Source organism: Nonomuraea sp. NPDC003707 (assembly GCF_053587055.1).
This window is the reverse complement of record NZ_JBSFNK010000090.1, coordinates 1-13,516: the sequence shown is the minus strand read 5'-3', so window position 1 is coordinate 13,516 and position 13,516 is coordinate 1. Positions and strand designations below refer to the sequence as shown.

Annotated in this window: 10 protein-coding genes; 4 read left to right on the top strand and 6 right to left on the bottom strand. The window is 71.4% G+C overall.

The window, feature by feature from the left end:
* From ACWDRB_RS66880 to ACWDRB_RS66860, 5 genes are all read right to left on the bottom strand, one after another.
* The coding region (locus tag ACWDRB_RS66880) for an arabinofuranosidase catalytic domain-containing protein (protein ID WP_449912611.1) at window positions 1–557 on the bottom strand (557 nt) is incomplete at its 3' end.
* A 300-nt stretch (window positions 558–857) separates the two neighbouring features.
* Window positions 858–2,219, bottom strand: coding sequence for an alpha/beta fold hydrolase (locus tag ACWDRB_RS66875; RefSeq protein WP_449912610.1), 1,362 nt, complete (start codon window positions 2,217–2,219; stop codon window positions 858–860).
* A gap of 129 nt (window positions 2,220–2,348) precedes the next feature.
* A complete protein-coding gene (locus ACWDRB_RS66870; RefSeq protein WP_449912608.1) occupies window positions 2,349–3,188 on the bottom strand; it encodes a hypothetical protein in 840 nt (279 codons plus the stop codon).
* A gap of 58 nt (window positions 3,189–3,246) precedes the next feature.
* The gene (locus ACWDRB_RS66865; RefSeq protein ID WP_350743128.1) at window positions 3,247–4,443 is read right to left on the bottom strand and encodes a hypothetical protein; all 1,197 of its coding nucleotides are present in this window, start codon (window positions 4,441–4,443) and stop codon (window positions 3,247–3,249) included.
* A 654-nt stretch (window positions 4,444–5,097) separates the two neighbouring features.
* Entirely contained in the window at window positions 5,098–6,051 is a 954-nt protein-coding gene (locus tag ACWDRB_RS66860) for a hypothetical protein (protein ID WP_449912606.1), read from the bottom strand.
* A 255-nt stretch (window positions 6,052–6,306) separates the two neighbouring features.
* Here ACWDRB_RS66860 and ACWDRB_RS66855 point away from each other — a divergent pair, with 255 nt between their 5' ends.
* From ACWDRB_RS66855 to ACWDRB_RS66840, 4 genes are all read left to right on the top strand, one after another.
* Window positions 6,307–9,156 carry an AAA family ATPase gene (locus tag ACWDRB_RS66855; RefSeq protein ID WP_449912604.1) on the top strand — a complete coding sequence of 950 codons (2,850 nt, stop codon included), beginning with the start codon at window positions 6,307–6,309 and terminating at the stop codon, window positions 9,154–9,156.
* Window positions 9,157–9,204: 48 nt separating this feature from the next.
* Window positions 9,205–10,191, top strand: a complete 987-nt coding sequence (locus ACWDRB_RS66850) for an alpha/beta hydrolase (RefSeq protein ID WP_449912602.1) — start codon at window positions 9,205–9,207, stop codon at window positions 10,189–10,191.
* Window positions 10,192–10,294: 103 nt separating this feature from the next.
* Window positions 10,295–11,251 (top strand): alpha/beta hydrolase, encoded by a 957-nt coding sequence (locus tag ACWDRB_RS66845; protein WP_449912600.1) that lies wholly within the window; start codon window positions 10,295–10,297, stop codon window positions 11,249–11,251.
* Window positions 11,252–11,291: 40 nt separating this feature from the next.
* Window positions 11,292–12,017, top strand: a complete 726-nt coding sequence (locus tag ACWDRB_RS66840) for an alpha/beta fold hydrolase (protein WP_449912598.1) — start codon at window positions 11,292–11,294, stop codon at window positions 12,015–12,017.
* 12 nt (window positions 12,018–12,029) lie between these two features.
* Here ACWDRB_RS66840 and ACWDRB_RS66835 read toward each other — a convergent pair whose 3' ends face one another.
* The gene (locus ACWDRB_RS66835; RefSeq protein WP_449912597.1) at window positions 12,030–13,319 is read right to left on the bottom strand and encodes a PP2C family protein-serine/threonine phosphatase; all 1,290 of its coding nucleotides are present in this window, start codon (window positions 13,317–13,319) and stop codon (window positions 12,030–12,032) included.
* Window positions 13,320–13,516: the final 197 nt, after the last annotated feature.

Below are 13,516 nucleotides of genomic sequence, written 5' to 3'. Positions count from 1 at the left end.
TACATGCCTTCCGGCTGGTCTCCCCTGGCGACGCCGTTGGTGTTGTTGTTGCGGTAGCCGGTGCCGGGGGCCACGTAGACGCCGTACGCCTTGTGCCCGCCGACCATGGTGGGCGCCGCCGTCGCCACGGCGAGGTTGTCGTATCCGCCCGGAGCCGGGCCGGAGAAGCCGCCGGGAGGCGCCTGGGTCAGGTTGTTGCCGCGTCCTGACTGGTCGTAGATGACGGTGATCACACACGTCGTACGGGCGCAGAAGGAATCCTGTGCCGCGGCGTTGGCGTACCCGCCCGCGCTGAGCAGGCCGATGTTCTGGGTGGCGTTGTCCGAGGAGCGCCTTACCTGGTAGAGCGAGCCGTTGTAGGCGGCGTACAGGGCGCGGGTCGTGCTGTGCGCCGCCACGCACGGCGTGCCGCCCGCGGCGTAGATGTCGCACGACTGCGATGCGGCGGCCTGCGACGGGGCGGGGATGCCGGCCAGCAGGCCGACGGCGAGCGCGACGGCTGCCCCGGCGGACAGCATCGCCGTTTTCACGTGCCGTAATCCGGACCCGACGATCATGATGAACCTCTGCCTTTCTCGGGGGGCGCCGCGAATGCTGGAATTTCCGCGGGTGAGCTGTTGATCAAAGGATCATGAAGCGTGGCCATTGCATGTTAGCGTTAACATTTTATGCGCTGGGCGATCCCCGGAGGGGCGCAGCTTTGTGGGTTGACGGGCTCACTATGAATCGGAAGTGATCGTTCGTCAAGGTTTTCACGGCAACCATGAAAACGCCGCAGCCACGAAACGGGGAAGGCAGTTCGGCATGACGGACGCCGTTGCCGCCGGTGAGCGGTCCGCTGAGTTCGGTACGGCGAATCAGCACTTGAGCAGCGCCTCGGCGACCTCGTCGGGGTGCGTCAGCATGGACTGGTGACCGCCGGGCACCATCAACGGCGTCAGGCCGATCCGGGCGGCCAGCTCGTCGCCCGGCCGGGCCAGGGCCAGGTCGTTCTCGCTGAGGACGTACGCCGCCGGCAACCCCAGCGTCGTCACGTCGTCCACGTCGAGCGCCTGCAGGAAATACGCGCCCGGCTGCGGCGCGAGAAGCTCGTGAAACAGCCGCTGCGCCGCCTCGGGCAGCTCCGGCACCAGCATCGGGACCTGCTCGAACGTGACGGAGACCCTGCCGTCGGGCGAGGCATCGATGGCCGCCCGCAGGATGGCGGCGTAGTCCTGGTTCTCGTCGACGAACGGCACACCGCGAGCCGGGACGAAGGCGTTGAAATACACGATCTTGGCGAGCCTGCGCGCGACCCGATGGGCGGCCCCGGTGATCGGATAGCCGCCCCAGCTGTGGCCGACCAGCACCACGTCGCTCAGGTCGCGCTGCTCGATCTCGCCGACGACATGGTCGACCGCGTCCGAGAGGTGGAGGCCGGAGCGGGCGCCGGTGAGGCGCTGCCGGGTCCCGGCGGCCATGCGGACGTCCATCACCTGCGCCAGGTGACCGATGCCGCGCGTGCGGCGGCCGTTGCCCCAGGCGATCTCCACGTCAGGCCACCAGCGCTCCCGCAGCAAGGCCTCGAACGTGCCCTGATGCCCGGCCGCGACGGCCTCCTCCGCCTCCCGGCGGCGGGCCGCCGTAACCGCGGCCATGTCGTCGTACGCGCTGTGCAAGGTGGCCGGCAGCGTACGGGAGAGGATGCCCCGCGCCTCGTGCAGCCTGCGGCGGACGGCGCCGACCGGGACGCCGCAGGCGGCGGCGATCTCGTCGTAGCGGGTGACCGAGGAGAAGTACCGCAGCAGGGTCACCGTACGCAGGGGCGGGGACAGCAGCCCGACGGCGTGCCAGACCCAGTCGCGCTGCGCGTGCCGCTCCAGCACCTCCTGCGGATCGGCTGCCCGCTCGGCCGACGGCGGCAGGTCCCCGGCCGGGATCGCGGTCGTGGCGTTCAGCCGCTTGCGGCAGAGGTTGCGGACGATCATCCGCAGCCACGGGCCCACGGCGGCGGGATCGCGCAGGTCGCCGATCCGGGCCAGCGCGGTCAGCGACGCGTCCCGGACGGCGTCCTCGCTCTCGGCCGGATCCCGCAGCACGCTCACCGCCACCGCCAGCATTCCCGCGCGATGCCGGGCCAGCAGCGTGCCCAGGGCGGCCGAGTCACCGGACTGGGCGAGCAGCACCAGCTCACGGTCGATGGGCTCGTCGAGGGTCGACGCCCGCGAGGAAATGCGCACTTCGTCACTCTGCCACACGTCGTTCCAACGCCCGGTGGCTGCGATGGCCGGCCCCGCCGACGTCTGGCGGGCCGAGGCGGCTGGTGCCTGCGCTATCACAGCCACCAGCGACGAGACGGCCTGCGGGTGCTACAGGAGGGAGTCGGCGAGCGGAATCTTCTGTGTCCGGAGCGCGCCGGTCACCAGCCGGGCGATCCGCCGGGCGCCGTACGCCTCGAAATGGGTGTGGTCGTTGCAGAAGAACTGTCCGAGCGGCCCGGAGGTGTAGTCGCCGTTGTTGGGGCACAGGCCCAGGGAGTTGTAGTAGTCGACGCTGAGAGTCTGCAGGTCGATGACCGGGGAGCCGGTGGCGGCGCCGGCGGCGTTGGTCTGGGTGACGAAGCCGCGGTTCTTCACCGCGGTGCTGCCCGAGCAGGTGATGGCGGCGACGGCGGTGAGCAGGACCGGGTGGGCGCCGCGGGCCAGCGCCGCCTGCGCCATCGTCGTCATCAGCTCCTGGTAGCGCGCGGTGCCGACGTGGCGCGGGCAGGTCGTCGAGCCGTCGTTGATGCCGAACTGGATGAACAGGTAGTCACCGGCCCTCATGCCGGTGAGCATCTGCTGCCATCGGGACGAGTAGGTGGTGGAGCTGAGAACGCACTCGCCGTTCGAGCCGATGGTGGATGTCACGTTGCCCTCGTAGAGCCAGGTCTGGATGCTGCGCCCGGCGACGGCGAGGTTGTTGACCACGATGTTGCTGTGGAACAGCGAGTCGAATTCGGTGGCCCAGCCCACGGGGCAGGTGGCGCTGGGGTTCGCCATGGTCGAGTCGCCGGCCATCCAGACGGTCGTCGTCGCGGCGGCGGCCGCCGTGCCGACGCGGGCGCTGCACCCGGCCGGGCCGATCACCGCGGCCGAAGCGGCGCTCGGGACGACCAGCGACAGGGACAGCATCAGAACGGAGACGATGAAGAAGTGGACCTTTCGCATGGTCTCTCCTGTCGGTCCGAGAGCGAGGGGAATTGCGCCGACAGCCGCGGCGGATGAGTCAGCACCAGGTCAGCGTCGAGTTGACACGGGTCACGTTGCTGATCGTGTTGTTGCTGCCGGTGCAGGGGCTCCACCTGATGGCGGTGTTGGTGACCGTCAGGTTCTGGAACCTGATGCCCGACGACGGAGCGAACTCCGTACGGGCCGCGATCCGGACCTCGCCGCCGCCGCTGACCGTGCCCGACACTCCGGCGATGACGACGTTGTAGCAGTTCTCCACCAGCACCGAGTTGTTGCCGGTGTTGGCGATGTCGACCCGGTCGATGGTGGCGCCGCCGCTCTCCGAGACGCAGAAGATGCCCCGGCCGCCGCCGCGTGCCTTGACGGTGCCGACTCGAATGTTGTTCGGGTAGGCGCTGCCGACCCGGCCGTTGCGGTTGGCCATGCGGAAGGCCGCGTACCCGGTGCCGGCGCCCGCGTTGTCGGCGTCGACGGTGCCGACCGTCGCGTTGATGGTCTGGTTGAGCAGCAGGCCGGACTCGCCGACGTTGCGTGCTGTCACGGTGCCGACGGTGAGACCGTCGACGCCGTAGGTCTCCATCGCGTGCGAACTGGCCCCTTGCACGTACACGGTGTCGACCCGGACGTTGCGGGTCCACTGGCTGGTGTCGCCGCGGTTGTCGATGCGTACGCCGAGGCCCGCGCCGAGCCGCATGTCGATCTGGCCGAGCCAGACGTTCGTGACGTTGCGCAGGAAGATGCCGTAGATCGGGGTGCCGGTGACGTTGAGGTACGGGACCTCGATGTTCGCGGTGCCGCGGGAATAGATCGGCGCGTAGTCGCCGGAGCCGGAGCCGGTTACGTTGATCGTGCCGCAGACCGACAGGGAGGTGTAGCTCGGCAGCGAGATCCGGCTGCCGGCGCTCATCGTGCCGTTGCCGCGCACGACGACCCGCTGGATCGAGGTGCGCCCGGCTGTGAGACTGCCGATGCCGGCCTGGACCGCCGCCCGGAAGTCGGTGCCGGTGTAGACGCTGCCGCCGGCGCTGTTGCGGGCGGTCCAGGTGCTGCCGCTGACGGTCACCTGCGACTGGAAGGTGCCCTCTCCGCAGGCGGCGGCGGACGCCGGGGGCGGGCCGAGCACGATGCCGGCCCCTGCGCCGGCCGACAGGATGGCGAGCGCGGCGACGATGCGGGCGAACCGACGACGTCGTCCCTTGAGCGGGCGTGGCGCCGTGGTGGGGGCTGTTGTCATGGGATTCTCCGTGGGGGTGCCCAGTTGGTGATGCCGTCCGTCGAGGCGCTGTGGGTGGCCGTTGCGGTGAGGAGCGTTGGCGCTTTTCTGGTACGCATGATTTCTCCCGTAGATGGGGGTGGGGAGATGGCGGCCGCGCTTCGCCGCCAGGCGCGCCCGACATCGATAAAAACGTTTCAAGCCGCCTGGTCAACGTGACCTTAAATATGGATGGCGATCGTGTCAAGCAGTCAGTCAGATGGCCGCGCAGGACAATCGGCCGGCAGTTCGGAATTTCCATGGGAGCAGGTGGGCACGGACGGCCGTGATGGCCCCGCCACCTGCACGATCGCGGGACGCCGCAGTCGCTCCGGAGGAAGTGCGGGCAGGGCGCGAATACGCCGAGAACGGTTGTGCTGATGAATGCATTCAGACGGAAGAATTGAATCCGGAGAGAAACTCGTGGGCTGGTGGTAGCCGACGTTCTGCCGGCCGGAGGGTCAGCGGGGGATCAGGCGCGTGTCTCCCGGGCAACTCGCGATGGGCTTCTGGTACGGCGGGAACGGCACCATCGCCATCGACTCCCTCTCGTTCCAGTGAGCCACCGCGAACCGGGAGGTGCGCGCAGGGCGACGCCCCCGCCGGTTCGGGCGGGGGCGTCGGGATGGTGCGGGGCTACTTGCTCTGGCAGCTCTTCTTGCGGACCTCGTACCAGACGATGCCCGGAGCCTGGAACCGGATCGCGAAGCACTGGTTCTTCCTGGCCGCGTCCCGGACCTTGTAGATGGCCGAGGCGCCGCCCGTCGTGTAGGCGACCTTGCAGATCAGCTTGGCCTTGCCCTTGAGCTTGTCGCAGGAGCCCTTCAGCGCCTCGATGGCGCCGGCGACGCCCGCGACGAACCAGGCGTTGTAGATCTTCTTGGTGAGCTTCTTCGAGAAGATCAGCCGGCACATGGCCTTCCACCACTCGCACTGCAGCTTGAGCGCGGGGTCGGCGACCACGGGGTAGGCGGCGCCCGCGTGCTCGACCGTCTGGATGAGCGTCATGCCCTCCACCCGGTACGAGGTCGGCACCGGGTTGCCGTTGGCGTCCTTGGCCCAGGGCAGGTCGATCTCGGCGAGGTAGAAGTCGTTGTTGTAGATCAGGACGGTGCCGTCGTCCTCCTCGACCTCCAGCATGCTGCCCTCGGGAGCGGAGATCGGGAAGCGGTACTCGGTCGGCGCCGAGGCGTCCTTGATGATGGTCAGCGCCCGGGCGATCTGGCCGGTGCGCTGGTGGGCGTAGGCCACGCTGGGCTGCTTGGCGGCGTAGGTGACCAGGCCGGGCAGCGGCTGGCTGCCGGCGCCGTCGGCCTCCGGCAGGCCGATGCCGATGTCGGTCTCGCTGACGGTAGCGACCAGCGTACGGTCGGGGTCCGTCGCGATGGCGAAGGGCCGCTGGACGTCGCCGTCCGGGATCTCGGTGGGCGGGGTCGTCCGCGCCTCTTCGACGATCTCGGGCACGACCTGGCTGAGGGCTGCCAGGGCGGGGTCTTCCTGCGCGATGGCCGGGGTGCCGGCCACGGTCGCGCTGCTGAGTGCCAGGGCCGTCGCTAAGGTGACGACGAATGCCCGAGCGGAAATGCGCATGGATGTCCTTCCACGTAGGTGAGAGAACCGCACAAACGCCGCAAACTTAAAGATCATCGGCGACCAATCGGATGATCTTGAATGGCGGGACCGTAAACGTTTGCCGTCTTCCAGATCGCGCCGGATTCGGCGGTGGCCTGATGGTCCTCCCCGTGTCATTAGCGGGCGGCGGGACGGCGAACGTCGGTAAATCGCCCAAACCATCAGTAACTGGCAGAATAAGGTCGCCGGCATTGGTACGACGGGGGACACACCATGGATGAGCCGATGGTCGCCGCCGGTCCGGGTTCTTCCTGGCCGGGGGCGCGCATCGACGGCGGGAGCGAGGAACGCGGGACCCCGCCCGGCCCCACCACGACGCTGACAGGCCGGGGGACCGAGCTCGCCCACATCGTGGACGCGATCGACGGGCGCCGGAGCGGGCCGCGGACGATGCTGCTGCTCGGGGAGGCCGGCACGGGGAAGACGGCGCTGCTGGCGGCCGCGGCCGACCACGCGCGCGGGATCGGAAGCCTGGTGCTGACCGCCCGCGGCTGTGAGGCCGAGGTGGAGCAGTCGTTCGCCGCCCTGCACCAGCTGCTTCTTCCGCTGCTGCCCGAGACGGACGATCTTCCCGAACACCAGCGGGAGGCGCTGAAAGCGGCGTTCGGGATCGTCGCCGCCACCCGGCAGCAGGACCCGATGCCGCTGCGCGTCGGAGTGCTGAACCTCCTGGCCCGCGTCTCCCGGAGCCGGCCCGTCCTGCTGATCGCCGACGATGTGCAGCACTTCGACCGCGACACGCGCGACGTCCTCGGGTTCGTGATGCGCCGCCTGGCGACCCACGCCGTGACGGTGCTGCTCGCGGCACGGGGCCAGACTCCTCCGGACGGCTTCAATCCGGACCTGCCGGTGCTGTCCCTGGCGCCGCTGAGCCGCCGGGCGGCCGCGCACCTGCTGGACGCCCAGCCGGAGCCGCCCACCGGCCGGGCCCGGATCGACCTGCTCGAACAGGCCGCCGGAAACCCCCTGGCCATCATCGAACTGGCCCGCGCCGTACGAGCGGGCCAGGCGGTGCCCGGCGGCGGGCTGCCGCAGACCCTGCGCATCCAGGAGATGTTCGCCGCCCAGCTACGCGCCCTGCCGGCCGGCACCCAGCGGCTGATCCTCTACGCGGCCGCCTCCTCTGACCACGAGGACCTGGAGACCGTCATGGCCGCGGCGGGCGCCGGATCGGATCTCGGGGTGTGGGCGCCCGCGGAGGACGCCGGTCTCATGACCATCGCCGGCGGCCGGGTCGCCTTCAGGCATCCGCTCGTCCGCACGGCTTCGTACGACGGAGCCCCGGCGCACCTGCGCCGGCAGGTGCACACGGACCTCGCGGCCGCCCTCGACGCCGACCCCGCGCGCCGGGCCTGGCACCTGGCCGCCGCGTGCCTGCGGCAAAACGAGTCCGTGGCGGCGGCGCTGGAGGACACCGCGGAACTCGCCGAACGCCGTGGCGGCTTCTTCGCGGCGGCACGGGCGCTGGAACGGGCCGCCGAGTGCAGCCCGGGCGCCGCGGATCGGGCGCGGCGGTACGCCAAGGCGCTGCGAGCCGCCCAGAACGCCGGCGACCCCTCGTGGGTACGCGAGCTGTACGACAAGGTCACCGCGCTGACCGAGGACCGGGACCTGCTGGGCGTCGCGGCCTGCGGCGCCGGCATCGCCCTGTCGCTGTCCGGCTACCAGCGGCAGGGGTTCCAGGTGCTGCTGAGCGCGCTGGAGCCGGATCCGCCCAAGGACGGCATGACGGTGCTCGCCATGGCCGCCGTGCTCCAGGCGGTCGCCTTCCAGTCCGGCCTGCCCGAGGTGCGGCGGCCGATTGCGGCCCTGCTCGACGGGCTCGAGGCCGGGAGCCGCGAGACGCCCTACTCCGAGCTGACGACGAGCGACGCCTTCGAGGCGGTCCGGGCCGTGGCCCTGGCCGGGGCCGACCCGGTCAACGCCCCCGAGCTGCTGCGGCGGATCCGCCGCCGGCCCGGCACCCCGGAGCTGCCGACCGGCATCGCGGACGTGACCCGCCTGCACGCGGCCGGCGCGGTCGCCTGGTACGCCGACGAGTCCGAACTGTGCGTGGAGTCCTTCCGGCAGGCGTTCGCCCTGCTCACCGCGTACGGCTCCATGGGCAATGCCGCGCCCACCCTCGCGGCGATGGGCTCGGCGCTGATCGACACCGGTCGCTGGGCGGAGGCCGAGGAGCATCTGGAGGAGACCGCGACGCTGGCGGCCGTTCAGAAGCTGAGGCATCTGGAGATCGACGTCGAGGCGCTGCGGATGACCCTGCGAGCCCTGCGCGGGCAGCCCGCCGACATGCCGGCCGATCCCGCCTGGACGGCCGTCGGCCTGGAGGAGAACCGCGCCACCCACGCCCGCCTGCTGCGCGCCGCCGGCACGAGCGCCGCGGCGGCGGGCGACTTCGACGGAGCGTTCCGCCACTTCCGGCTGCTGTTCGGCGAGGACGGCGTACCCCTGCACTATTTCCTGTCGAACCGGTCGGTCGTCGACCTGGCCGCGGCCGCCCAGCGGACGGGCCGGCAGGAGGAGGGGGCGCGCATCGTCGCGGCGGTGCGCGCCGCGCTGGGGGAACGCCCGACCACCCGGATGACGCTGCTCGTGCACCACGCCGCCGCGCTGACCGGCGAACCCAAGGACGCCGAGCACCATTTCCGGCTCGCCACGGTGAACCCGGCGGGGGAGCAGTGGCCGCTGGCCCGGGCGCAGGCCCGGCTCCACTACGCGCAGTGGCTGCGCAGGAAACGGCGGCCCCTGGACGCCCGGCCGCTCCTGGCCACGGCGCTGGAGTCGTTCACCCGGCTCGGCGCCCGCGGCCTGGCCGACGAGGCGCGCGTGGAGCTGCGGGCCAGCGGCGTCGCCGCCGCGCCCGCCCAGGCGGACCCGCTGGCGGAGCTGACCGCCCAGCAGCGCCAGATCGTCCGGCTGGCGGCACGGGGACTGCGCAACCGGGAGATCGCCGAGCAGCTCATGCTGTCTCCCCGCACGGTCGGCTCCCACCTCTACAACGTCTATCCGAAGCTGGGCGTCAGCAGCCGTCACCAGCTCCGCGACCTCTTCGACGACCTGTGACCACCCGCGCGTACGATCGGCACACTCGGCGAGCGAAAGGTGAGGGACGTGGGAACTGACCCCGCCGCGGACGGCGGCGCCTGCGAGGGGCCCGCCGTCGTCCTCGATCCCCTGGTCCAGAGGCTCGTCGACGCCTCGGCGGCACCGCCGTACCTGCATGAGCTCGGCCCGGTCGACGGGCGGCAGGCGCTGCTGGAGACCCAGGAGCACCAGCGCGACGACCTCGGCGTGGCGGCCGAGTTCCTGGTGGCGCCGGTGGGGCCGTCCGGGCTCGCCGGCTTCTGGGTGTTCCGGCCGGTCCGGCCGACCGGCCCCCTTCCGGTGGTCGTCTACCTCCACGGGGGCCGCTGGATGCTCGGCGACGCGCGGACCCACGCCCGGATGATCTGCGAGCTCGCCGCCGCCGGTGAGGCCGCGTTCGTGGTCCCCGAGTACACCCGCACGCCCGAGGCGCGCTACCCCGTCGCCGTCGAGGAGTCGTACGCGGTGCTGACCTGGGTGGCCGAGCACGCCGCCGACCTGCGGCTGGACGGCCGGAGGCTGGCGGTCGCCGGCGACTGCGCGGGCGCCACCATGGCGACGGCGCTCGCCATGATGGCCAAGCGGCGCGGCGGGCCACGCATCCGGGCCCAGCTGCTGTACTACCCGATGACCGACCCGCGCTGCGACACCGCCTCGCAGCGGCGGTTCGCCTCCGGCTACCTCCTGACCCGCGCCGCGCTGGAGTGGTACTGGCAGCAGTACACCGACGACGAGCACGAACCCACCGCCGCGCCGGCACGGGCGAGCACGGCGGACCTCGCGGGGCTGCCGCCCGCGCTGATCGTCTCCGCGGAGGCCGACGTCGTCCGGGACGAGGGCGAGCAGTACGCGCGCCGGCTGCTGGCGGCGGGTGTGCCGGTCACCGCCGTCCGATACCTGGGCACCGTCCACGACTTCGCGTCGCTTGACCCGTTGCGGGACAGCCCGCCGGCGCTGGCCGCCGTCCGCCAGGGGGCCCTCTTCCTCAAGGACGCCCTGGCCGCCCGGCGCTGACGCCAGTCAACTTACTGATGCGTCCGGGCGGCGGGGTTGCGATGCTGACCTGCGTAAGCCGCCCACAGGTGGCACGTATGCGCATGGAAAGAGATCAGGCAGCATGTCCGATATCAAGCCCGTCCTCGAAGAGGCCGCACAGGCGTTCGCCGAGGCGACCGAGAACCCGCCGTACCTCTACGACCTCGGCCCGGTCGAGGGCCGCAAGGCCGTCGACGGCGTGCAGGACGGCGACGTCCCCGTGCCGGACGCCGACATCGAGGACCTCACCGTCCCCGGCGGCCCGTCGGGCGAGGTCTCCATCCGGATCTTCCGGCCGGCCGGCTCCCAGGGCACCCTGCCCGTGATCCTGTACGTCCATGGCGCCGGCTGGGTGTTCGGCAACGCCCACACCCACGACCGGCTCGTCCGCGAGCTCACCGTACGGGCCCAGGCCGCGACGGTCTTCGTGAACTACAGCCTCTCCCCGGAGGCGAAGTACCCCACCGCGATCGAGGAGATCTACGCCGCGCTCCAGTGGATCTCCGAGCACGGGGCCGAGCACGACCTCGACCCGGCCCGCATCGCGGTGGCCGGCGACTCGGTCGGCGGCAACATGACCGCGGCCACCACCATCCTGGCCAAGCGGCGCAACGGGCCGAACCTGACCGCGCAGCTGCTGTTCTACCCGGTCACGGACGCCGCCTTCGACACCGGCTCCTACGATCAGTTCGCCAGCGGCTACTTCCTCAGCCGCGACGGCATGAAGTGGTTCTGGGACCAGTACACGACCGACCCCGCCCAGCGGGCGGAGATCACCGCGTCGCCGCTGCGCGCGAGCCTGGACGAGCTCGCCGGGCTGCCGCCGGCGCTGGTCATCGTGGCCGAGGCCGACGTGCTTCGCGACGAGGGAGAGGCGTACGCCGCCAAGCTGCGCGCCGCCGGCGTGCCGACCACGGCCGTGCGCTACCAGGGGATCATCCACGACTTCGTCATGGTCAACGCGATGCGCGACACGTACGCGGCGAAGGCGGCCACCCAGCAGGGCGGCGAGTTCCTCCGCGACGCGCTGCGCCCTTGAGCGCCCCGGACAGCCCACCCCTGATCAAGGAGCCCTCCCCATGACGGACAGCACCACTCCCACGGTCGTTCTCGTGCACGGCGCGTTCGCCGACGCCGCCAGCTGGACCGGCGTCATCGCCGAACTGCAGGAGCACGGCGTTCCCGTGGTGGCCCCGCCCAACCCGCTGCGCGGCCTGGCCTCCGACGCGGCGTACATCGCCTCGGTGGCCGCCCAGATCGACGGCCCCGTCGTGCTGGTCGGCCATTCCTACGGCGGCGCGATCATCACCGTGGCCGGCGCGACCGCCAACGTCGTCGGCCTCGTCTACGTCGCCGCCTACGTGCTCGAGGACGACGAGAGCCTCGGCGAACTGCAGGGGCGCTTCCCGGAGTCGCCGCTGGGCGCCAACCTGCGGCAGTCGGGCTACCCGGTCGAGGGCGCCGACCCGGCGGTCGAGGTCACGATCGCCCCCGAGGCGTTCCCGGAGATCTTCGCCGCGGACGTCCCCGCCGAGGTCACCAAGGTTCTCGCGGTGGCGCAGCGGCCGCTGGCCGCGGGGGCGTTCACCGAGACCGCGGCCACGGCGGCCTGGAGGACAAAGCCCTCCTGGGCCCTCATCGCCACCGCAGACCAGGCGATCAATCCCGAGGTCCAGCGGTTCGGCGCCAAGCGGGCGGGCGCGACCGTCGTCGAGGTCGAGGGGGCCTCGCACGCCGTCGCGGTGTCGCGTCCCAAGGACGTGGCCGACCTGATCCGCGAGGCGGTCCGGGCCGTCTCGGCCTGACGTACCCGGGTTTCACAGCCGGGTGACCAGCAGGGCGACGTCGTCGCCTGCGCCGCTGCTGATGCCCAGGGAGCTCAGGGCGACGTCGGCGAGGCAATCGGGGGTCAGCCGGCTGCACCGGGCCAGCGCGGCGGTCAGGCGCGCCAAGCCGACGTCGATGTCCTCCCCGCGGCGCTCGATGAGGCCGTCGGTGTACAGGACGAGGGTGTCTCCCGCGGTGTAGGGGAGCTCGGTCTGGGGGCGGGTGACGTGGTCGGGGCGGGCGCCCAGGGGAGGGTCGGTGGCCTGGTCCAGCAGCGCGCAGGAGCCGTCCGAGTGGAGCAGGACGGGCGGCAGATGCCCGGCGCTGCTGTAGGTGATGCGGCAGCCCATGGTGTCGATCACGGCCTGGACCGCAGTGGTGGCCAGCGCACCCTCGAGGGAACGGGCGTACAGACCGACCACCTCCAGCGCCGGGCCCGGCTCCTTGACCGCGCGGATCGCCGCGCTGAGCGCGCTGCGGAGCATTCCCATGACCGTCGCGGCCTCCAGACCCTGGCCCACGACGTCGCCGACCGCGACAGCGAAACGGCCGTCCGGCAGGTCGACGACGTCGTACCAATCGCCGCAGACGTTCAGCGTCCCGACGGCGGGCAGGTAGCGCACCGCGATGTCGTCAGGGTGGAGGTCCAGGTCAGGGGAGTGGAGCATGGCCTCCTGCAACGCGAGCGCGACCTGACGTTCGCGGGCGTGAGCATGGCGCAGCTCCTCGTTCAGCCGCTGCAACTCCTGCGCCCGTGCGTACAGCTCGGCCTCCATCGACTCCTCCTGCCCCGCCGAAAGGCGGACGGCGGGCTGCTGAGCGGAGCAGGAGTGGACGAACTCCGTCACGTCCTCCACCCGGTGCAGGATCCACGACACCGTCCCGTCCGGCGCCAGGACGGGGGTGTTGATCGGGGACCACCAGCGCTCCTCGAACGCTCCGGGGTGGTCGGCGAGCGGGATGTCGTACTTCTGCAACACCATCGTGTCCGCTTCCCGGTAGGCCAGCACCCGGTGCAGCGAGGCGCGCAGGTTCTTCACGCCCTCTGCGCAGGGGTCGTCAGGGTTGTCGGGGAAAGCGTCGAAGATGTGCCGCCCGATCAGATCCTCGGCGGTGCGACCGGTCGCGCGCAGGTAGGCGCGGTTCACGTCGACGATCATCAGGCCCGGATCCAGTACGAGGCACGGGCTCGGCGTGGCGGCGAACAGCGCCGCGTAATCGATCTGCGGCGCGCCCGGCTTGCGTGCGGCCTGCCTGTGCGGGCCGGCGATCCTGCCCACGCCATCCACTCTACGAGGTGTTCTGCCTGATCACAGCAAGAGGTTCACCCGGGGTCCTGGCTGGACACATACGGTGACCTCGACACCGTTGGACAGGATCGACTGCGAGTCCGCCGTTGCCGGCCCGGGACTCCAGGTACCGCTGCTCGGCGAGGCTGGCCGTGGACTTCGCGGCGCGCCGGTAGTGCTCGTACGCC

Bases quoted from the DNA above. Each gene is read 5' to 3' on its own strand.
- ACWDRB_RS66870 (WP_449912608.1), bottom strand. From the start codon at position 3,188: ATGCGAAAGGTCCACTTCTTCATCGTCTCCGTTCTGATGCTGTCCCTG.
- ACWDRB_RS66865 (WP_350743128.1), bottom strand. From the start codon at position 4,443: ATGACAACAGCCCCCACCACGGCGCCACGCCCGCTCAAGGGACGACGT.
- ACWDRB_RS66860 (WP_449912606.1), bottom strand. From the start codon at position 6,051: ATGCGCATTTCCGCTCGGGCATTCGTCGTCACCTTAGCGACGGCCCTG.
- ACWDRB_RS66855 (WP_449912604.1), top strand. From the start codon at position 6,307: ATGGATGAGCCGATGGTCGCCGCCGGTCCGGGTTCTTCCTGGCCGGGG.
- ACWDRB_RS66845 (WP_449912600.1), top strand. From the start codon at position 10,295: ATGTCCGATATCAAGCCCGTCCTCGAAGAGGCCGCACAGGCGTTCGCC.
- ACWDRB_RS66840 (WP_449912598.1), top strand. From the start codon at position 11,292: ATGACGGACAGCACCACTCCCACGGTCGTTCTCGTGCACGGCGCGTTC.